This window comes from Geopseudomonas aromaticivorans, assembly GCF_019097855.1.
Lineage (GTDB): Bacteria > Pseudomonadota > Gammaproteobacteria > Pseudomonadales > Pseudomonadaceae > Geopseudomonas > Geopseudomonas aromaticivorans.
The window spans coordinates 21,218-41,122 of sequence record NZ_JAHRGL010000030.1 but is presented as its reverse complement, the minus strand read 5'-3'; the positions used below and the strand labels follow the sequence as shown (position 1 = coordinate 41,122).

Below are 19,905 nucleotides of genomic sequence, written 5' to 3'. Positions count from 1 at the left end.
TAATGTCGCGGTGATCTCGAGAGGGGGCTTCGGCCCCCTTTCCCGTTATGGCCGCCCGACGCGGCTCAACCTCCTGTGAGTCGATGATGGTCAAAGAAACCGAAATCAAGCTGCGCGCCAGCCGCGCCACCCTCGCCGCCCTGCGCGAGCACCCGCTGCTGAAGAAGCGCAACAAGAGCGGCTGGCAGCAGTCCGAGCTGTTCAACCAGTACTTCGACACCCCCGAGCGCGACCTCGCCCAGGCGCGGGTCGCCCTGCGCCTGCGCCGTGACGGCGAGCAGTACATCCAGACCCTGAAGAGCCGCGGCCAGAGCGTCGCCGGGCTGTCCGAACGCAACGAGTGGGACTGGCACCTGGACAAGAACAAGCTGGACCTGAAGAAGCTGACCGACGAGTGCTGGCCGGCCGAACTGGCCGAGCTGGACAAGAAGACCCTCAAGCCGATCTTCACCACCAACTTCGTCCGCGAAAAAGCCGACATCGCCTGGGGCCGCGGCAAGGCCAAGGTGGTGATCGAGGCGGCGCTGGACCTCGGCAAGGTGGTCGCCGGCAAGCAGGAAGAGGAAATCTGCGAGCTGGAGCTGGAACTGCGCGAAGGCGACCCCGCCGCGCTGCTGGAACTGGCCGCCGAGCTGGCCGCCACCCTGGCGCTGATGCCCTGCGACATCAGCAAGGCCGAACGCGGCTACCGCCTGTTCAACCCGGCCAGCTACAGCCTGACCCTGCCCGAGCCGCAGCTCGACGCCGCCATGACGCTGGACGACGCCTTCACCGCGCTGGCCTGGCAGTTGCTCGGCAACAGCCAGCGCCTCGCCGAACAGTACCGCTTCAACGGCCACTGGAAACTGCTGGAACAGTGGCTGCAGCAGCTGATCGACCTGCGCGCCCTGCTCGGCAGCCTCGGCCAGGCCGCGCCGCGCGCCAGCTCGCGCGAGCTGCGCGAGGCGCTGGATGCCCTGCTCGAAGACTGGCGCCCGCACGTGCAGGCCGGCCAGGACGACGACAGCGTGCGCCAGGCCACCCCGGAGCAGTTCGCCGAGGAGCTGAGCGATCCGCGCTGGGGGCTGTTCTCGCTGCAGACCTCGCGCTGGCTGCTCAGCCGCAGCTGGACGGAGAAGCGCACCGAGCGCGGCGCGCGCATCGGTGCCGCCGCCATCGGCCGCTGGCTGCAGCGCTTCCTCGCCGAGGAAGCCGCCGCCCTGCAGCTGGACCGCTACCAGCGCCAGCCGGAAGACCTCGCCGAACAGCTGCCGCGCCTGGAGCGCATGCTGGTGTGGCTGCGCCTGGCGCGCAGCGTGCTGGAGATCCCGGAAGCCGACCGCCTGTACGGCGAGCTGAACAAGCTGGCCGAACTCGCCAACCGCCCGCTGGACGAGGAAGCGCTGCCGGCACGCACCGAGCAGGCGCTGACCGTGTTCATGCTCAAGGGCTGGAAGGCGCTGAAGTGACGCCACGCCCGTAGGGTGCGCCGCGCGCACTAGCCGCCGTGCGCTGGTGCGCATGGCGCACCCTACGGCGGGCCGACCCGCCGAAACATGACCGCCGTCGGCAACGGAGCGCGACGTTCACGGCATGCTTGAGCAACCACGCGCCCGCGTGCGCCTGCCTCCCTCACCACGAAAGGATTCGACCGTGAGCAGACCCGCACCCCATCCTCACCCCCATGCCTCGGCCAGCGCGTCGGAACGCCGGGTGCCCCATGGATAGCCGCTGCCCCGCCTGCCGCACCGAGCTGCAGGGTCGCTACCTGGGCACGCTCGACATCCGCTGTCCGCACTGCGCCGCTGCGCTGCGCTACAACGTCCACCCCATGGAAAACGGCCCCTGGCATCTGGAAATCGGCATCTATGTATTTGGCTTCGCCAGCCTGGCCGTCGCCGCTGTAACCACCGTCCTCCTCGGCTGGCCGCCCGTCCTGGCCCTGCTCGTCGCGCTCGGCGCGACAATGGCCTACGCCTGGGCCGCCTGGCGGCGTGCCCGCAGGAGCATTCCGCAGGACTGGCCGCGCTGGCGGGCGGAAAGCCACTCACGGCGCAGCCCGCCAAGGTGACGCCCGTAGGCGTGCGCCGCGCGCACCCGCCGACGTGCAGCGGTGCGCATGGCGCACCCTACGCGGAGCCATCCGGCCAAAACATGACCCACCCCGGCGACAGCCCGGGGATTTCCCGGCAAGCTTGCCCCTCGCGCCAACCGCCTGCCCGAGGAAGCCCATGACCGCCTTGTCCACCCCCGCCCAGGATCGCTGGATCGATCTCAACGACCTGCTGCGCGAGCTGGTCGCCCAGGGGCGGCTCGATCAGGACAGCGCCGAACAGTGCCTGGCGATCCGCCGCAGCGCACTGAACAACCAGCAGCACCCGCTGGAATTCCTCGCCGCGCAGCAGGTCGACGACCGCGCCCATCCAGGCAGGAAGCTCGACCTGGAAAGCCTGACCCAGTGGCTGGCGCAGTTCGCCGGCCAGCCCTACCTGCGCATCGACCCGCTGAAGATCGACGTCGCCGCGCTCACCCCGCTGATGTCCTACGCCTTCGCCCAGCGCCACAAGATCCTCGCCGTGGCGGTGGACAGCGAAAGCGTGACCATCGCCAGCGCCCAGCCGTTCGTCGCCAGCTGGGAAGCCAACCTGACCCACGTGCTCAAGCGGCCGATCAAGCGGGTGGTGGCCAACCCCGCGGACATCCAGCGCTTCACCACCGAGTTCTACCGCCTGGCGCGCTCGGTCAGCGGCGCCGCGGCCGGCGAGCAGAAGATCAGCGGGGTCGGCAACTTCGAGCAGCTGCTCAATCTGGGCGCCGGCGACCAGGAGCCGGATGCCAACGACGCCCACATCGTCACCATCGTCGACTGGCTGTTCCAGTACGCCTTCCAGCAGCGCGCCAGCGACATCCACATCGAGCCGCGCCGCGAGCAGGGCACCGTGCGCTTTCGCATCGACGGCGTGCTGCACAACGTCTACCAGTTCCCGCCGCAGGTGACGATGGCCATCGTCAGCCGCCTGAAGAGCCTGGGACGGATGAACGTCGCCGAGAAGCGCAAGCCGCAGGACGGCCGGGTCAAGACCAAGGCCCCGGACGGCGGCGAGATCGAGCTGCGCCTGTCGACCCTGCCCACCGCCTTCGGCGAGAAGCTGGTGATGCGCATCTTCGACCCCGAGGTGCTGCTCAAGGGCTTCGACCAGCTGGGCTTCTCCGCCGACGACCTGCGCCGCTGGCAGAGCATGACCGGCCAGCCCAACGGCATCATCCTGGTCACCGGCCCCACCGGCTCGGGCAAGACCACCACGCTGTACACCACCCTCAAGCAGCTGGCCACCGAGGAGGTGAACGTCTGCACCATCGAGGACCCGATCGAGATGATCGAGCCGGCGTTCAACCAGATGCAGGTGCAGCACAACATCGACCTGACCTTCGCCGGCGGCGTGCGCGCGCTGATGCGCCAGGACCCGGACATCATCATGATCGGCGAGATCCGCGACCTGGAGACCGCCGAGATGGCCATCCAGGCGGCGCTGACCGGCCACCTGGTGCTGTCCACCCTGCACACCAACGACGCGCCCAGCGCCATCAGCCGCCTGCTGGAACTGGGCGTGCCGCACTACCTGCTCAAGGCCACCATTCTCGGCGTGATGGCCCAGCGCCTGGTGCGCACCCTGTGCCCGCACTGCAAGGCACCGCACGCCATCGAGGCCGCCGACTGGCAGGAGCTGACCCGGCCGTGGAACGCGCCGCTGCCGAGCAACGCCATGCGCGCCGTGGGCTGCAACGAGTGTCGCGACACCGGCTACCGCGGCCGCGCCGGGGTGTACGAGATCATGCTGCTGTCGGAGGGGCTCAAGCAGCATATCCAGCCCGACACCGAACTCAGCGGCTTGCGCCGCCAGGCGTTCAAGGAAGGCATGCGCAGCCTGCGCCTGTCCGGCGCGCAGAAGATCGCCGCCGGGCAGACCACGCTGGAGGAAATCCTGCGGGTCACGCCGCAGAGCGAGCAGCGCTGAGGGCGTCATGACGCCCAGTGATGCGGTGGGAAAGACCTACGGTCGTTTCCCACCCTACGGATCACGCCTGATTGAGCGCGGCGAGAATGGCATTGACGCCGGCCTGGGCGCACTGCTCGTCCTGCTCGGCGGTGGCACCGGACACGCCGATGGCGCCGACCACGGTCCCGTCGACCTTGACCGGCACACCACCGCCGAACATCGCCAGGCGCGGACGCTGCAGCAGGCCGTCGCGCACGCTGGCCGGCATGCCGGCCAGGCGCTGTTCCCAGGCGCTGGTGGCGACACCGAAGCCGGTGGCGGTCCAGGCCTTGTCGAGGGCGATGTCGCGGCTCGGCGCCGGGGCGCCGTCCATGTGCGCCAGGTGAATCAGCTGGCCGCTCGCATCGACGATCGACACGCTGACGCGCACCTGCAGATTGCGGGCTTCGGCGAGCACCGCCGGCAGGGCCAGCAGGGCCAGATCCAGGGACAGGGAGGGTTGATTGCGTAACATCGGACACCTTGCAGTGGGGTTATTGTTCTAGGGACGGACAACCGCAGCCCGTTCAGGCGCTGCGGCCGCCCGGCATAGCGGGATCGATCTTGCCCAGGTCCTGCAGCAGGCGCATCAGCGTGCGGAAATTCTCCGCGCCGAACTGGCGCTGGATGTCCTTGTACAGGCGGGTCATCTCGCTGCTCATTTCCTCGAACAGCGCGACGCCCTTGGCGGTCAGGCTGACGCACAGGCGGCGCCGGTCGCTGGCCGGCTTCCAGCGCCGCACCAGGCCGTCGCGCTCCAGGCGCACCAGCACCCCAGTCAGGCTCGGGCGCAGGATGCAGGCCTGCTCCGCCAGCTGGTGGCTCTCCAGCTCGTCGCGGCGAGGCTGGCTGAGGATGCGGATGACCCGCCACTGCTGCTCGGTCAGTTCGTACTGATTGAGCAGCGGACGGAAGAAGCCCAACGCCGCTTCGCGCGCCTGCAGCAGGGCCTGGATCAGTGAGGGTTGGGACTTGTGCATGGGGCCTGGATCTTCCTGCGAAAACGACATGACACCGCCCCAGGCGGGGCGGCGATGTTTTACCACGGATGGCGGCGGCGCTCGCCGCGTTCGCTACCTCAGTAGACGCTGCCGCTGACGGACGGCGCCGACTCGATACCCTTGAAGCTGTTAGCCAGCTGCTTCAGCGAGCGCATCAGCACGCTGCTGTCGACGCCCACGGCGACGAAGGAACAGCCCAGCTCCAGATAGCGGCGGGCGAGCTTCTCGTCGCCGGAGAGGATGCCGGCAGCCTTGCCGGCCTTGCGGACCCGGGCGATGGCGTCCTCGATGGCGGCCTGCACCTCGGGATGGCCGGGGTTGCCGCGGTGGCCCATGGCCGCCGACAGGTCGGCCGGGCCGATGAACACGCCGTCGACGCCCTCGACGGCGGCGATGGCATCGAGGTTTTCCAGGCCCTTGAGGTTCTCCACCTGGACCAGCAGGCACATCTGCGCGTCGGCTTCGTCCAGATAGGTGGGGATGTTGTTCCAGCGCGAGGCACGCGCCAGGGAGGCGCCGACGCCGCGAATGCCCTTCGGCGGATAGTGGATGGCGGCGACCAGTTCCTCGGCCTGCTCGGCACGCTCCACCATCGGCACCAGCAGGGTCTGCGCGCCGATGTCGAGCAGCTGCTTGATCAGCACCGGATCGCCGATCGGCGGGCGGATCACCGGCTGGCTGGCATAGGGAGCGACCGCCTGCAGCTGGCCGAGCAGCGAGCGCAGGTCGTTGGGCGCGTGTTCGCCGTCGAGCAGCAGCCAGTCGAAACCGGCGTTGGCCGCCAGCTCGGCGCAGTAGGGATCGGCCAGGCCGATCCACAGGCCAATCTGCTGCTCGGCCATCAGGCGCTGCTTGAAGGTGTTGACGGGCATCGGCATCGTTCAGTTCTCAAACAAGGGGCGGGAGATGGGACCCGGCAGGTCGCCGGCGACCAGGACGCTCGCGCCGTCCCTGGCCGCCAGCGGACGGCGCGAGCCTGTGGCGGCGACAATCCGTGGAAATTTTCCTTAGGGTGCCAGCTTGCAGGCCTGTCCGGCTATACCCCCGGCCGGATGTTTGTGCACTCTGCGCCCCCGAGGCCGACTCGGCCGCGGCTTGCCGCGCCCCAGCCGGTAAACTAGGCGCCCCAGGCCTTGCTCCTGTCCCCGGCCAACCTCTGGAGAACGCATGTCCGCCGCCGTCACCCACCCGCAACGCCTGATCGTCCTGCTCGCCGCCCTGGTGGCGTTCGGCCCGCTGTCGATCGACATGTACCTGCCGAGCCTGCCGCTGATCGCCCAGGACCTCGGTGCCGCCGAGGCGCAGATCCAGCTGACCATCAGCGTGTTCCTCGCCGGCCTGTGCGCCGGCATGCTGATCTACGGGCCGCTGTCCGACCGCTTCGGCCGGCGCAAGCTGCTGCTCGGCGGCATCGCCCTGTACCTGCTGGCCAGCCTGGGCTGCGCCCTCGCCGCCCAGGCCGAACACCTGGTGTTCTGGCGCATCCTGCAGGCCCTCGGCGGCGCCGGCGCCTCGGTGCTGGCGCGCACCATCGTGCGCGACCTGTTCCCGCTCAAGGACGCCGCCCGCGTGCTGTCCCTGATGCACCTGGTGACCATGTTCGCCACCCTGATCGCCCCGCTGATCGGCGGCTACCTGATCCTGCTGGCCGGCTGGCGCTCGCTGTTCGTGGTGCTGATGGCCTTCGCCGGGGTGTGCCTGCTGGCCGTGGTCTGGAAGATTCCGGAAACCCATCCCGCCGACGCCCGCGGCGCCTCGCTCGCCGCCGTGTTCCGCGCCTACGGGCATATCGCCGTGCAGCCACAGGCGCTCGGCTACATCCTGTGCATGGGACTGTCGTTCGGCGGCATGTTCGCCTTCTTCACCGCCTCGCCGTTCGTCTACATCGAGCATTTCGGCGTGTCGGCGCAGCAGTACGCCTGGCTGTTCAGCCTGAACGTCAGCGGCATCATCGTCGCCACCCTGCTCAACGCCCGCCTGGTCACCCGCCTCGGCCCGCAACGCATGCTGGTGTGCGGCGCCAGCATCGCCGCCCTGTCCGGCCTGGCCCTGGCCATCCTCGGCGGCAGCGGCATCGGCGGCCTGAGCGCCATCGTCGCCTGCCTGCTGTTCTACATCAGCGTCACCGGCCTGCTCGGCGCCAACTGCGTGGCCAGCCTGCTGGCACATTTCCCCAAACAGGCCGGCGCCGCCGCCGGACTGGCGGTGGCCGGCCAGTTCGGCTTCGGCACCGCTGCCAGCGCGCTGGTCAGCGCCCTGCACGACGGCAGCCCGCTGCCGATGAGCCTGGTGGTCGGTATCACCGGGGTCGGCAGCCTGCTGGCCCTGCTGCTGACCCGCGCGCCCCAGCCTGGCCGCACGGAAAATGCCGCCGAAGCGACACCCAAGCTGTAATTGGCATGTCATGTGCATTGAGTACCGTATCCAGTTTCGGGGACCACGGTACAGGCAGGCCGGGGAATCCCCTTTTTATGCCCAGAGCCCCGGATCGCAGCGCGATCCGGGGCTTTTTCATATCTGCTGGGTCTAGCCTGCCCTCTCCCCCTAGCGGGAGACGCTCTAGATAGCGGGAAAGCGGACTGTCGGATAGCCGCCAGACTGTCGCCTCCCGCACACGGATTGTGCACCTGCACCGCCAGAGTGCAGGGTCAGCGATAGATTTCGCGGCGGAAGATCAGCGCGCGCTGGGTGGACAGCACACCGAAGGTCGCCCGCGCCGAAGGCGCCTCGGGGGTGCCGTTGCCATCCCAATCGAACAGCAGCCAGGGCAACGCCGGGGTCGCGCCTTTCAGGCCGGACAGGCTGACCAGCGCGCTGCCCTTCTGATTGGGCGCCGGCAGGCGAATGACACCCGTCGGCGTCGGCGTGCCAGCCGGCGGAGCCTCAAGAGTGCCGGGCGGCGTCGGGAAGTGGCTCGCCAGCAGGTCGCCGGTGAAGCCGGACAGCACCACCTGGCCCAGCGCTGCCTGCGTCGAGCAGCTATCGCCCGTCGTAGCGCCGAATACCGGACCGCCAGCCGAGGCCTGCCAGCTTTCCAGCCAGTAGGGCAGATCCAGCCCCTGGTTCTCCGGGCCACTGGCCGCATCGATGCGCAGGCGCCCCAGGCGCACCTCGGTGCCGCCGAAGGCATGGACGAAGTCCTGGCAGGCGGCGGCGCTGCCAGCGCTGCCGCGGTAGCAGACGCCGTCGAGATCGCTCAGCTGGACGGCAGGCAACTTCAGCTGCACATGCGCGCCGGCAGCAGTCAGCACGAACGGCAGATCCTCGGCCGTCGGTGGCGACGGCAGTTGCCACAGCAGCGCATCGGCCAGCCGCGTGCCTTCGGCCCGCCAGTCGAAGGCCCGGCTGCCGTCGGCCGCGCCACTATCCGTCACCGCCAGCGACTGCGGATCGCCCAGGCTCTGCAGACGGGCGACCAGGCCCGGCTTGCTGGCGTCGCTGAAGGCGTAAGGCTGGCGCTGCGGTGGCGCCAGCCGCCAGAACGGATCGCGGTCGTAGTTGCGCGTCACCTCGCCCTGGCGGTTGTAGCTGGTGACGACGATCCCTGGCTGCCCGCCGGCGAAAGTGATGGTCTGCCCCTGATAACTGAAGGCGCCGCAGGCCGGGGTCAGGCTGGCGGTACTGGTCACGCCCAGATACGCGGGGGTGAAGCGGCCGATCAGCGCGCTCTCGCCGCCGCTGACGCTCTGGCCGAAATAGCTGCCGGCCACCGGCACCGCACTCAGGCGGAAGATGCCGACCTCGCCCTGGCTCACGGCCAAGCTGGTAGTTGTGCCCAGCGCATGGTCATAGCTGCCCAGCACGCTCCTGCTGCCGGTGCTGGCATCGTGGCGGTAGAAGGCACCCGTCACGCCACCAGCGGCCGCCGTCGGCGCAACCAGCGTGGAGTTCAAGGCAATGCCGTTCAGGCGGAAGTTCGGTGTGCTCGGGTTGTCGCGCAGCGCGGCCTCGGTCAATGCCTCGCCGTCGGCCTCCCAGGCTACCGCGCGGATGTTCAGCGGGAAGCTGTCGCCGGCCATGCGCAACACGCTGCAGCCTGCCGGATTCGAGGCCGTGCAGCTGGCGTCGGCCGGGGTGGCTATATGCAGGCCGTAGGGTTTGCTGACGAACTCATCCGACCCGGACATGAGCAGGCCGCTCTCGACGCCGCTCCCGACATACTGGGCATTCAGGCGCATCAGCCCGGCATCGGCGTAGCGCACACTCAGGAGCGCTGTCGCCGTGCTGTCGAAGCTCAGGTTCAGGCTGGTCGGCGCTGCCGCGCTCATCGCCACAGGCACATCGTTGACCCGCACCGGCAGACTGCCAGTACCGGGATCGACATAATCGCTCCAGAACTGCAGCGTGCGCGTGGCCGGGCCGAAGGCTGGCACGCACAGCTGGCTGTTGGCGTCCTTGCGCACCGCCTGCAGGGTGATGCCGGCCTGCGGTTTGGCGGCCAGCAGGGGCGGCACATCGAAGATGAAGCCGCTGTCGTAGAACAGCACCCGGCAATCGACGGTACTACATTGCCGCGTGTTGTTGGCCGCTGGAACGGCCGATGCCACGCCAAGGGTCACATAGCCCGGAGCATTGCCGTGCAGCTTGAGGGAAGCCTGACCACCGTTGAAGGCCACCACGTTGCTGGGCGCCCAAGTGGAGGGACTCAAGGTGAGACTGACGCTGCCCTCGTACAGACGGCTGCAGGTGGCATCCGCACAGGCCTTCAGGGTGACATCCAGCGGGCTGCAGGTCAGCCCGGTCGCAGCATGTAGAAAGCGAAAGTGGTCGATCTGTCCCACCGAGTTCGGATTGTCGCAGAGCGTACCGAAGTCGGCTCCCGTCAGAGCGCTGGGATCATAGGAAATGTTGTTGCCCTTTTGCAGGCTGCCCGCGGCAGAAACGCCGCCGTAGATGGCCGGGTTGTTGCCGATGGTCACATTGCCCGTCGCATAGATCAGCGCATTGAGTTTGGTATTGCTGCTGTTCTGGATATCGAGATTCCCTATCACGATGATAATCAGATTTCTCGGATTGCCATCCTTATTGATCTCTGCGTTGTTGCCGATGACCAGATTGCCCTTGACGTAGACCCGGGCCGTTCCCGCGCTTGGCGCAGTCAATACCCAGTTGTTGGGCGAGATGCCGCCCGCCCAGTAGCTGTCGCTCACCGACACCGCCCGCGGACTCGCCGCCGTCAGGGCGGGAAGCGTCGAAGCATCGAAGCTCGGTAGTGACAACATCGGCACGTAGGCATTCAGGCCATCGCCAGCCGGCCCCGGGAAAAACACCTCGGAGCACAATACCGCCCATGCCCCCGGACTGGCGGTAACCAGCAGCACGGCCAGCAAAACCCGTATCGAATGCCCCCAGCGTTTCAAATTCATCGCTCCACCGTCACTTCCAGCCGCCGCCAGGCATAGTCCACCCGGCTATCCGGGCTACCGTTGCTGGCCGTGGCGGTCAGCCGGTACAGGTTGAAGGTGCGGATGCCTTCCGTGTAGCTCTGTGCGCAGACGGCCGTGGCGCAGGGCAGCTTGACGCAGGTGAGGCTCACGCTGAATTCGCTCAGGCCACTTCCGGCCAGGGATGGACTCCCCACCGGACAGACGCCCGCCGTGTTGCTCTCCAGCATCAGCTGGTGCAGGCCCCACTCCAGGCCGGCGCGGGCGGCCTGGTAGGCGCGGGCCTGCTGGAGGGCCAGGTCGAGGCTGCTGTTCTGGGTGATCGACAGCCGGCTCATGGTCGCCACCACCACGGCGATGATGACCATCACGAACAGCGCCGCCACCAGGGCGAATCCACGTTCAGGGCGCATTGTTCACCTGTACCTGCTGGGCCAGCCGGATGCTCTCGCCCGCCGCACCGACGGTCAGGCGCAGGGAGGCCAAGCCGGTGCCGGGCGCGTAGCTGAAATTGCAGGACTCCACGCGGTCGGCCTGCAGGCGGCCGGTAGCCGGCAGGGTCGCGGGCAGCGTGGCCGACAGTTGGTCGTGTTCGTAGCGCAGCAGCTGGCCGCCGCTGCAGCGATAGCCGACCACGCGATCGGCGAAGTAGATGCGCCGCTGCGCCGAGGGCGCGGCGAAGGCGAAAGTACCGCCCGCCCCCGGTGGGGTGACGCGGATCAGGCTGATGCCGGGATAGCTGGCCGAATTGGACTCCGCCAAGCGGGTGAAGACCGTGTTGGTCGGGGTGATGTTCCCCGGATTGCTCAGCGTCCAGCTGAACGGGCTGCTGGCGATCACCAGCCAGCCGGCGGCCGGCGGCGTGAAATCCGGGGCGAACACCTGCAGCACATCGCAGGCCGGCACCCCCGCCACCAGCGGGCCGTTGCACTGCGCGGCCGGGGTGGCGGAAAAGTTCAGACTGTTGTCGAGCGGGCGGTTGGGCAGGTAGCGGCCGCCGCTGTGGATCAGCAGCAGCTCCAGTGTCTGGCCATCGGCGCTGACCCGCAGCGAACCGGGCACCGCCTGGCGGATGTCGCGCTGCATGCGGTTGAGGGCCGTGGCGCCGATGTCTACCAGCTCGGCGCGCCGACTCTGCGCGACGAAACCCTCCAGCGGGCGCGACAGCACGCTGCTGACCAGCGCCCCGACCACGGCGCAGAGGACGATCACCAGGATCAGTTCGACCAGGGTGAAGCCGCGCTGGCGACAGCCAAGCGGTTGTAGGGTGGATGGCCACCCCGTGGAAAACCGCGCAGCGTTTTCCACCAAGCCTGCGGTGGGCAACGCTGCGCGGTTACCCACGCTACGCGGGCCAGATGTGCAGGAGGCGGCGCAGATCAGGGCACGCATGCGTAGGCTCCTGCGCCATCGTACTCGCCATAGCAGGTGCGCCAGCCGGCGAGGCTCAGCATCTGACCGCCCGGCGCCTCGACCGTCACCGTCACCTGCAGTGCCGCCGCAGCGGTCGGTCCGTTGAAGGCCTGCGGCGTCACCGCGACACGCACCCTGTAGTCCTGCAGACCGGCGATCAGGGTGCCATCGGCACCGCGGGCACCGGCATCGTCGAGGCCGGCGTAGTCGCAGATATTGTCGAACGCGGCGCGGGCTGCCGGTCGCGGCGGGCACTGGGTATGGCTGGTCGGATCGAGGAAGTTCCGGGCGAGGATCTCTTCCAGATAGGCCTCGGCGATGGCCAGGCTCTGCTGGCGCAGCATCGGGTCGGCCGAGCGTCCGCCGATGGCGGCCATGGCGCCATACAGCGCCGCCGCGGCGATGCCGACGATGACGATGGCGATCACCAGCTCGACCAGGGTCATGCCGCGCTGGCGCCTCATGGCACGAACCCCGTGACCGCCTCGACACGCACGGCATGGCTGCCACCGAGGGTGACGCTGACCGCCTGGCTGGGCCGGCCGAGGGCATCGAAGTCGACGCTGAACGCGGCCGACAGCGTGATGCCGGCCGGCGGCGTACCAGCGTAGGGCGCCTGGCCGCTGGCGGGGTCGAGCACGCTGGGCGTGAAGGTATTGCCGCTGCCCTCGCAGTCGGCATCGCGCAGCAGGCGGTAGCCGCTCGCGTCGAGGCTGAAACGGATGCGGCAGCCGCCGGCCAAGGCCAGCTTCTGCGCATGACGCAGGCCGGCGCGGACTTCCTCGGCGTACAGCCGCTCGTCGAAGGTCGAGCGTTCGAAAAAGCGCGGCCCCACCACGGCGGCGAGGATGCCGATGACCACGATCACCAGGATCAACTCGACGAGGGTGAAGCCGCGGGAATGCATGGGGTCAGCAGCAACTGGTCTGCACGCCGGCGATGCGCACATCCCGGCCCAGATCGGCTAAGCGCGGCAGGGCAAAGGCGCAGAGGATAGCGAGCATCACGATCACCAGAGTCAGTTCAATATCAGGGTAAAGCCACGTTGTTGTTGCATGCCGACAGTCCTTGTCCGGCGAATTCAGCCAGCTCCGAGCCGGCAGTTGGGTAATTAGTTGACAGGTGCCCGGAGGCACCTGTCTGGTTTAGCGTAGTAACAGCAACGGGGTCTGTCCCCATTTACTCCCTTAGTTACATCCGCCAGTAGTAGCAACAACACTTGCAGGAGCCTCAGCACCAGCGGTTGTGTTAGCCGCGGTATAAGCGACTACGCAGGTACTGGTAGAAACTGCAGAGCCACCAGCAGGAGCAACATAGAGGACCGCAGCAGAGCCACTACCACCAGTACTCACCTCAGCACCATCAACCTGAGCGGCAGCGATAATCCCATCTGCATCGGCAGTCGGATAACCGCCAATCATGGTGATAGGCACGTTTTCAATGGTCACACCTGTGCTACCGCTTGCTCCAGCAGCAACTTGAGATGCATGAGCAATCCCAGCGGCAGAACGCATTGCGCCAGCCAGCCCCTCTACAGTGGCCGTACGGGCCTGACCACCAAAGTCCGCAAACCGCGGCAGCGCAAACGCCGCCAGAATGCCCAGTACCACGATGACCATGATCAGTTCGATCAGAGTGAAACCGCTTTGCTGTTTCTTCATGATTATTTCCTTCCAGATTGGCTATTCAAGTTATAGGCAGAACAAATCAGTCGGCGTTAGTGGTTACAACGCCATTAACGGCGTTATAAACAATGGTGCGAGACGACGGAGTGGAGGTCGCGGTGCGACCATCAAGACGGTAGGTGTAGGTGCAACCATTAGTATCGGCCTCGGCCTCGTAATCGGTGGTGGCAGTAGGAACAGCAACCGAAGGTGCAGACCCCTGCAGCAAAGCAGTCCACAACTGAGCACAGTCAGCATCTGCCGGGGCGCCGTTGTTACCACCACTCGCCACTGGCCAGCCTTCGGTATTCACGTCCACATCATCGGCACCGAAGCCCACGATATTGTCGTTCGGGTTGGTGGCATTCAGCGCGCCCTTGCCGCGATTCAGTTCCCACTGCGAGTGCACCAGCGCCACGCCCGCCGCCAGCGCACCACCGGTGCCCTGCACTGCCGCGGTATGCGCATCCTCGGTCGCATTCATGAAGCGCGGCAGCGCCACCGCGGCGAGGACGCCGAGGATAACGATCACCACCACCAGTTCGATCAGGGTAAAGCCCTTCTGTTGTTTCATTTCCATCTCCATTTGCCCCTGCGGGCGTCGTCATCGGTCAATCCTGTCCACCGCCCGCAGCTCCACGGCGGTCAGCCGTCCGGTCTCTGCGGTTTCCATCGTCTGCTGCGGAAGGCGTACCAACTGCCAGACCTGCACGCCTTCCTCCCCACCACTGCGCCAGCCGCTGAAGCGGGCGCGGTACAGCACGCGGGCCTGCTGCGGCAGGAAGTACCAGCAGCCCCGGCTCGGCGTCTGGCCGTCAGCCAGCTCGCCGCAGTAGTTGCCCTGCTGCCCGCGCAGCAGGACAAACGGATTGCGCGTGGCCCAGCCCGCGTCCAGCGGGCGGCCCTGCGCCATATTCTCGGCGGCCAGCGCGTTGAGGCTGTGCGCCAGGTTCCCGACCGTCGCATTCATGGCTCCACGCTCGCTGGCAGCCACAATATGCCATAACGTGATAAGGATCACATTGGCCAGGATCAAAACAAGTACCGCCCGACTGCCCTGCTGCAACGGCGCAATCAGCAGCAGTCGCTCGGCGCGCGCCGGCAGCGGCCTCACTTGATGCCCTTGGCCGCCGCCGACAGCTCCCACATCGGCAAGAACACCCCCAGTGCCAGGATCAGCACCATCATGCCCATGGCGACGATGAGGATCGGCTCGATGGCATCGGCCAGGCGCTTGAGGTCGTAGTCGACTTCCTGCTCGTAGAAATCGGCGACCTCGATGAACAGGTCATCCAGCGCGCCGGTCTCCTCGCCGACCGCCATCATCTGCAGCACCAGCGGGGTGAACAGGCCGCTGGCGGCGGCGCCGCGGGTCAGTGCCTCGCCGCGCTCGACGCCCTCGCGCATGGCGGTGATCGCCGTGCCGATGTGGCGGTTGCCCACGGTGTGGCTGTTGATGCCCAGGGTCTGCAGCAGCGGCAGGCCGGCGCGGTACATCATCGCGAAGGTGCGGGTGAAGCGGGCCAGGGCGATGCGCTCGAAGATCGGCCCGACGATCGGCAGCCTGAGCTTCCAGCGGTCCCAGATCAGTGCGCCGGGCTCGGTGGCGACCCAGCGGATGAAGGCAGTAAGGCTCCCGGCAAGGGCGAGGCCGAGCAGCCACCACCAGTGCTGCATGAATTCGGAGAAGCCGATCAGCACCCGCGTCGGCCAGGGCAGCTCGGCGTGGAACTGGGCGAACACCTTGGAGAAGGCCGGGATCACCAGCAGGTTGATCACCGCCAGCGCCACGCTCATGGCGATCAGCACGAACAGCGGGTAGCGGGTGGCCTGCTTGATGCGCTTGCGTGTCTCGCGCTCCATCTCCAGGTAGCCGGCCAGCTGGCGGAAGGCCTGGTCGAGCTGGCCGGTGTTCTCGCCGACGCTGATCATGCTGACGAACAGCGGGTTGAACACCTTGGGGTGGTTGCCCAGGGAGGCGGCCATGGCCGTGCCGCCCTCGAGGTCGCCGCGCAGGGTCTGCAGCACCTCGCGGAAGTACGGGTTGCGGGTCGATTCGGCTAGGCCGCCGATGGCGCGGATGATCGGAACGCCGGCCTTGTTGAGGCTGTACATCTGCCGGCAGAAGATGATCAGCTCCTCCAGTTCGACCCGCTCGCGGCCGAGCAGCTTGTTCAGCTGGCGCAGGATGTCCTGGTCTGGCGCCGCCGCCTTCTCCGCCAAGGCGTCGATGCTCAACGGGGTGATGCGCTCGGCCAGCAGCTCGCCGGCCAGCGCTTCGGCGCTCGCCGCCTGGCGGCTGCCGCTGATCTTGCGGCCCTGGGCATCGCGCCCGCTGAAGCGGAACTGCGCCATCAGGCGATCCGCTCGTCACTGAGGCTGGCGCTGACCTTGAGCACTTCCTCGACGCTGGTCAGCCCGGCCAGGGCGAAGTCCAGCGCGCCGGCGGCCAGCGGCCGGTAGTGCGGCTGGGCCCGCGCGGCGTCGATGAAGCCCTGGGCATCGTGGCGGCGCAGCGCGGCGGCCAGCGGCGCATCGATCTCGAGCAGCTCGTAGACGCCGATCCGCCCCAGGTAGCCGGTGTTGTGGCACTGGTGGCAGCCGCTGCCACGCACGAAGCGCCGACCGGCCAGCGACTGGCCGCCGATGCCCTCCAGCCAGTGGCGCTCGCGCTCCTCGGGCAGGTGCTCCTCGCGGCAGTGCTCGCAGACCCGGCGCACCAGGCGCTGGGCCAGCACGGCGTTGAGGGCGTTGGCGACCAGGAACGGCTCGGCGCCCATGTCGATCAGGCGCAGCGGCGAGGTCAAGGCGTCGTTGGTGTGCAGGGTGGACAGCACCAGGTGGCCGGTGAGCGCGGCGCGCAGGGCGATCTCGGCGGTCTCGCGGTCGCGGATCTCGCCGACCAGCACGATGTCCGGGTCCTGGCGCAGGGCGGCGCGTAGCACGCGGGCGAAGGTCAGCTCGATCTTCGGGTTGACCTGCACCTGGCTGATCCGCGGCAGGCGGTATTCCACCGGGTCCTCGACGGTGATGATCTTCTTCTCCGGGCTGTTCAGCTCGGACAGCCCGGCGTACAGGCTGGTGGTCTTGCCCGAGCCGGTGGGGCCGGTGACCAGCACGATGCCGTGCGGGCGCTGCAGCAGGGTGCGAAAGCGCGCCAGCATGTCGGCCGGCATGCCGGTGCGGTCGAGGCTGAACACCCCGGCGCTCTGGTCGAGCAGGCGCAGCACCACCGACTCGCCGAACTGCACCGGCATGGTCGACACGCGCACGTCGAGGTTGTGGTTCTTGACCCGGATGTTGAAGCGGCCGTCCTGCGGCAAGCGCTTCTCGGAGATGTCCAGGCCGGCCATGATCTTCAGGCGCATGACTAGCGCCGAGACGATGCGGGTTTCCTTGATCAGTTGCTCGTTGAGCACGCCGTCGACGCGCTGGCGCAGGCGCAGGACCTTCTCGTCCGGCTCGATGTGGATGTCCGAGGCCTTCATCTGCACGGCGTCCTCGAACAGCATCTGCAGCAGGCGCACCACCGGGGCGTCGCTGTTGTCGAGGCTGAGGCCGCTGAAGTCGAAGTCGCTCTCCTCCAGACGCTCGTCGAGCTGGCCGGCCAGCTCGGCGATTTCGTTGGTGCGCCGGTAGAAGCGGTCGAGGTTGTCGAGCAGGTCGCTCTCGCGCACCACCGCCGGCTTGAGCGGCTGGCGCAGCAGGCGGCTCAGCTCGTCGAGGGCGTAGAGGTCGAGCGGATCGCCCATGCCGACCAGCAGGCCGTCGCCCTCCTCGACCAGCAGGATGGCGCGAAAGCGCCGCGCCAGCGCCTCGGGCAGGCGCTGGACCAGCGCCTCGTTGAACTTGAACTGGCGCAGGTCGACGTAGGGAATATCGAGCTGGCGCGACAGCGCCTCGAGCAGCTTCTGCTCGGACACGAAGCCGAGATCGACCACCGCGCGGCCGAGCTTGGCGCCGCTGCGCTTCTGCTCCTGCAGGGCCAGCTGCAGCTGGCCCTCGCTGATCAGTCCGGCCTGGACCAGCAGGTCGCCCAGGCGCACCTTGCGCTGACGCAGATCGACGCTATCCATCAGGAGGCCCCTCCGAGGGCTTGGGCACGTTCGCGGGCATAGCGGCGACTGCCGTCATCCAGGCCCTGGCCCTGCAAGGCCTGGCGATAGTGCTGGGCGGCAGCGGCGCGCTCGCCGAGCTGCTCGAGGGCGATGCCCAGGCCCAGCTGCCAGGCGGACTGTTCAGGGCGCAGCAGCACCAGGTTGCGGTACAGCTGGGCGCTCTCGCGCCACTGGCCGGTCTGCTGGTAGCTGGCGGCGAGCAGCGCGTGGTAGGCCGGATCGCCGGCCAGCGGCGGCAGATGGGCGGCCAGGGTGGCCACCGCCGCCGCGCTGTCGCCGGCCTGCAGCTGGGCACGGGCCAGCAGCAGGCGCAGCTCGCTGTCGGCCGGGAAACGCTGCAGCCGCGCCGGCAGCTCGGCGATCAGGCGCTCGCCGCGGCCGTCGGCCAGCCAGGCACGCGCCAGCCAGCGCAGCGCTTCGCCATTCTCCGGCTGGCGGCGATTGAGCTCCTCGAGCAGGCCGATGGCGCGACTGCGCTCGCCGGCCAGCAGGGCCTGGCGCGCCTCACTGAGGGCATCCGGCTGGTGACTGGCGACGTTGACCTGCGGGCTGCGGGCAACCCGCGGTGCGACCGCCGGCTCGTCGGCCGGCGTGCGCACGGGCGGCTGGGCGGCGCGCGGCGCTGGCTCCGCGCCGGACGGCTCGACCGCCCGCTTCGCCTCCACGCGGGGCGCGGCCGGGTAGTCGGCGAGCAGCGGCGCGGCAGGCTCCTCGGCCCCGGCCACCGGCAGCCGCGCGGGATCGAAGTCGTCCGCCTCGGCCACCAGCGGCACCTCGATCCACAGCTGCCAGCGCTCGCCGGCCGGCTCCAGGCGGTCGCGCACCTGCAGCGCGTCGCCGAGGCCGACCAGCAGCAATTCGGCACCGTCGCCCACGGCCGAGAGGCTCCAGTTCAGACTGCGCCCGCCGTGCTCGAAGCGCCCCTCGCGCGGGCCGCCGTCGCTCAGGCGCAGGTGTGGCAGGCGCAGGCTGACCACGCCGCTCTGCTCGCTGCGCTGGTAGGCGGGTGCGCGGTCGAGCAGCAATTGCAGGACGAAGCGGCCGTCGCCGTGCTGCGGCAGGGCGGCCAGCAGCTGGATCGGCGCCTCGGCGGCGCTGGGTGTGGCGACGGCAGGGGCCGGCTCGGCGGCAGCCGGCGCCGCCAGGTTGTCACTGACCGCCGGCGCGGACCACAGCCGCGACAGCAGCAGTGCCGCGAGCAGGGCGAGGAGCAGCCACGGCAGCGCCAGCAGCACGCGGCGCAGGTCGGCGCGCCGGCCGACGGCGGTTTCGTCGGCGGGCAGCAGGCCCTCCAGCGGCGCACGCTCGGCGGGCGGAGCGCGCCGGGCTTCCAGGTCGCGCAGCATGTCGTTGACCAGGCTCACGGCAGCAGTCCTCCCTGCGCCAGCCAGCCCTGCAGCCATGGCCACAGGCCGAGCAGGGTCAGCAGCGCGGCGGCACCGGCCAGGCTCCAGCCCAGCGACGCGGAGCCCTGGCGCAGGAACGGCCGCGCGCCCTCGGTGTCCTGCACCGCGCGCTGCACATGGCTGGCGCGCACGCGGCGGCTGCCGGCACCGAAGGCGACCATCAGCGCCTTGTGGGCGAGGATGTTGATCAGCCGCGGGATGCCGCCACTGCCGGCCACCAGGCGGCGCAGCGCGCCGGCCTCGAACAGCGCCTCGCCGCGGTAGCCGGCGTGGATCAGGCGCTCCTCGACGTAGCGGCGGGTGTCGGCCAGGTCCAGCGGGCGCAGGCGATAGGAGAAGGTGATGCGCTGGCGCAGCTGGCGGAACTCCGCCTGCTCGAGCACGGCGTCCAGCTCCGGCTGGCCAAACAGCACCACCTGCAGCAGCTTGCAGTGCTCGGTTTCCAGGTTGGTCAGCAGGCGCAGCGCTTCCAGGGTCTTCGGCGGCAGGGCCTGGGCCTCGTCGATCAGCAGCACTGTGCGCTTGCCTTCGGCGGCCAGTTCGATCAGCCGCTGGTTGAGGGCGGCCAGCAGGCTGTGGTCGTCCAGATGCTCGGTATCGGCGATGCGCAGCTCGTGGGCCAGCGCCTGGCGCAGGTCACGGGGACTGAGCCCGGGGTTGGGCAGCCAGGCCACCTGCCAGCACCCGTCATCCTCGCTGAGGGCGTTGAGCAGCGCGCGGCACAGCAGGGTCTTGCCGGTGCCCACCTCGCCGCTGACCTTGATGAAGCCTTCGCCCTCGCCCAGCGCCACCCGCAGCAGGTTGAGGCAGGCCTGATAGGGCGCCAGCCGCACCAGAAAGGCGGTGTTGGGGGTGAGCGCGAAAGGTTTCTCGCCCAGGCCGAAGAAGCTCAGGTACATGGGC

At 68.7% G+C, this 19,905-nt stretch carries 19 protein-coding genes; 4 read left to right on the top strand and 15 right to left on the bottom strand.

Annotated features, from left to right (window positions below; all coding sequences use genetic code 11):
* Nucleotides 1–86 precede the first annotated feature (86 nt).
* The 3 genes from KRX52_RS11660 (at nt 87) to tfpB (ending at nt 3,995) form a co-directional block, all read left to right on the top strand.
* Nucleotides 87–1,448, top strand: a complete 1,362-nt coding sequence (locus tag KRX52_RS11660) for a CYTH domain-containing protein (protein WP_217682138.1) — start codon at nt 87–89, stop codon at nt 1,446–1,448.
* Between the two features lie 251 nt (nt 1,449–1,699).
* Nucleotides 1,700–2,050 carry a hypothetical protein gene (locus KRX52_RS11655; protein WP_217681895.1) on the top strand — a complete coding sequence of 117 codons (351 nt, stop codon included), beginning with the start codon at nt 1,700–1,702 and terminating at the stop codon, nt 2,048–2,050.
* Nucleotides 2,051–2,210: 160 nt separating this feature from the next.
* On the top strand, nt 2,211–3,995 hold the full coding sequence (tfpB, locus tag KRX52_RS11650) for a type IV pilus assembly ATPase TfpB (RefSeq protein ID WP_217681894.1): 1,785 nt from the start codon (nt 2,211–2,213) through the stop codon (nt 3,993–3,995).
* 61 nt (nt 3,996–4,056) lie between these two features.
* Here tfpB and KRX52_RS11645 read toward each other — a convergent pair whose 3' ends face one another.
* The 3 genes from KRX52_RS11645 to hpaI form a co-directional block, all read right to left on the bottom strand.
* A complete protein-coding gene (locus tag KRX52_RS11645; protein ID WP_217681893.1) occupies nt 4,057–4,491 on the bottom strand; it encodes a GlcG/HbpS family heme-binding protein in 435 nt (144 codons plus the stop codon).
* A gap of 52 nt (nt 4,492–4,543) precedes the next feature.
* Complete coding sequence (gene hpaR / locus KRX52_RS11640; protein WP_217681892.1) at nt 4,544–4,996, bottom strand: homoprotocatechuate degradation operon regulator HpaR; 453 nt, start codon at nt 4,994–4,996, stop codon at nt 4,544–4,546.
* A gap of 98 nt (nt 4,997–5,094) precedes the next feature.
* Nucleotides 5,095–5,895 (bottom strand): 4-hydroxy-2-oxoheptanedioate aldolase, encoded by an 801-nt coding sequence (gene hpaI, locus KRX52_RS11635; protein WP_217681891.1) that lies wholly within the window; start codon nt 5,893–5,895, stop codon nt 5,095–5,097.
* Nucleotides 5,896–6,184: 289 nt separating this feature from the next.
* Between hpaI and KRX52_RS11630 the strand changes: the two genes are divergently transcribed.
* The gene (locus KRX52_RS11630; protein WP_217681890.1) at nt 6,185–7,411 is read left to right on the top strand and encodes a Bcr/CflA family multidrug efflux MFS transporter; all 1,227 of its coding nucleotides are present in this window, start codon (nt 6,185–6,187) and stop codon (nt 7,409–7,411) included.
* Between the two features lie 254 nt (nt 7,412–7,665).
* Here the strand turns inward: KRX52_RS11630 and KRX52_RS11625 are convergent, their stop codons facing one another.
* The 12 genes from KRX52_RS11625 to KRX52_RS11570 form a co-directional block, all read right to left on the bottom strand.
* A complete protein-coding gene (locus KRX52_RS11625; protein WP_217681889.1) occupies nt 7,666–10,383 on the bottom strand; it encodes a DUF6701 domain-containing protein in 2,718 nt (905 codons plus the stop codon).
* Nucleotides 10,380–10,814, bottom strand: a complete 435-nt coding sequence (locus KRX52_RS11620; RefSeq protein ID WP_217681888.1) for a hypothetical protein — start codon at nt 10,812–10,814, stop codon at nt 10,380–10,382. The genes KRX52_RS11625 and KRX52_RS11620 overlap by 4 nt, the downstream gene beginning before the upstream one ends.
* Nucleotides 10,804–11,793, bottom strand: a complete 990-nt coding sequence (locus KRX52_RS11615; protein ID WP_217681887.1) for a PulJ/GspJ family protein — start codon at nt 11,791–11,793, stop codon at nt 10,804–10,806. Before KRX52_RS11615 ends, KRX52_RS11620 begins: the two co-directional genes overlap by 11 nt.
* Nucleotides 11,781–12,278 (bottom strand): type II secretion system protein, encoded by a 498-nt coding sequence (locus tag KRX52_RS11610; RefSeq protein WP_217681886.1) that lies wholly within the window; start codon nt 12,276–12,278, stop codon nt 11,781–11,783. The genes KRX52_RS11615 and KRX52_RS11610 overlap by 13 nt, the downstream gene beginning before the upstream one ends.
* Nucleotides 12,275–12,721, bottom strand: coding sequence for a GspH/FimT family pseudopilin (locus KRX52_RS11605; protein WP_217681885.1), 447 nt, complete (start codon nt 12,719–12,721; stop codon nt 12,275–12,277). The genes KRX52_RS11610 and KRX52_RS11605 overlap by 4 nt, the downstream gene beginning before the upstream one ends.
* A 280-nt stretch (nt 12,722–13,001) precedes the next feature.
* Nucleotides 13,002–13,475: a type II secretion system protein gene (locus KRX52_RS20975; RefSeq protein WP_217681884.1), complete on the bottom strand. Its 474-nt coding sequence runs from the start codon at nt 13,473–13,475 to the stop codon at nt 13,002–13,004.
* A 46-nt stretch (nt 13,476–13,521) separates the two neighbouring features.
* Nucleotides 13,522–14,052 (bottom strand): prepilin-type N-terminal cleavage/methylation domain-containing protein, encoded by a 531-nt coding sequence (locus tag KRX52_RS20970; protein ID WP_217681883.1) that lies wholly within the window; start codon nt 14,050–14,052, stop codon nt 13,522–13,524.
* Between the two features lie 30 nt (nt 14,053–14,082).
* Complete coding sequence (locus KRX52_RS11590; protein WP_217681882.1) at nt 14,083–14,592, bottom strand: hypothetical protein; 510 nt, start codon at nt 14,590–14,592, stop codon at nt 14,083–14,085.
* The gene (locus tag KRX52_RS11585) at nt 14,589–15,833 is read right to left on the bottom strand and encodes a type II secretion system F family protein (RefSeq protein WP_217681881.1); all 1,245 of its coding nucleotides are present in this window, start codon (nt 15,831–15,833) and stop codon (nt 14,589–14,591) included. Before KRX52_RS11585 ends, KRX52_RS11590 begins: the two co-directional genes overlap by 4 nt.
* The gene (locus KRX52_RS11580; RefSeq protein WP_217681880.1) at nt 15,833–17,554 is read right to left on the bottom strand and encodes a GspE/PulE family protein; all 1,722 of its coding nucleotides are present in this window, start codon (nt 17,552–17,554) and stop codon (nt 15,833–15,835) included. Before KRX52_RS11580 ends, KRX52_RS11585 begins: the two co-directional genes overlap by 1 nt.
* Entirely contained in the window at nt 17,554–18,960 is a 1,407-nt protein-coding gene (locus tag KRX52_RS11575; RefSeq protein ID WP_217681879.1) for a tetratricopeptide repeat protein, read from the bottom strand. Before KRX52_RS11575 ends, KRX52_RS11580 begins: the two co-directional genes overlap by 1 nt.
* The gene (locus tag KRX52_RS11570; protein ID WP_217681878.1) at nt 18,957–19,901 is read right to left on the bottom strand and encodes an ExeA family protein; all 945 of its coding nucleotides are present in this window, start codon (nt 19,899–19,901) and stop codon (nt 18,957–18,959) included. The genes KRX52_RS11575 and KRX52_RS11570 overlap by 4 nt, the downstream gene beginning before the upstream one ends.
* Between the last annotated feature and the right edge of the window lie 4 nt (nt 19,902–19,905).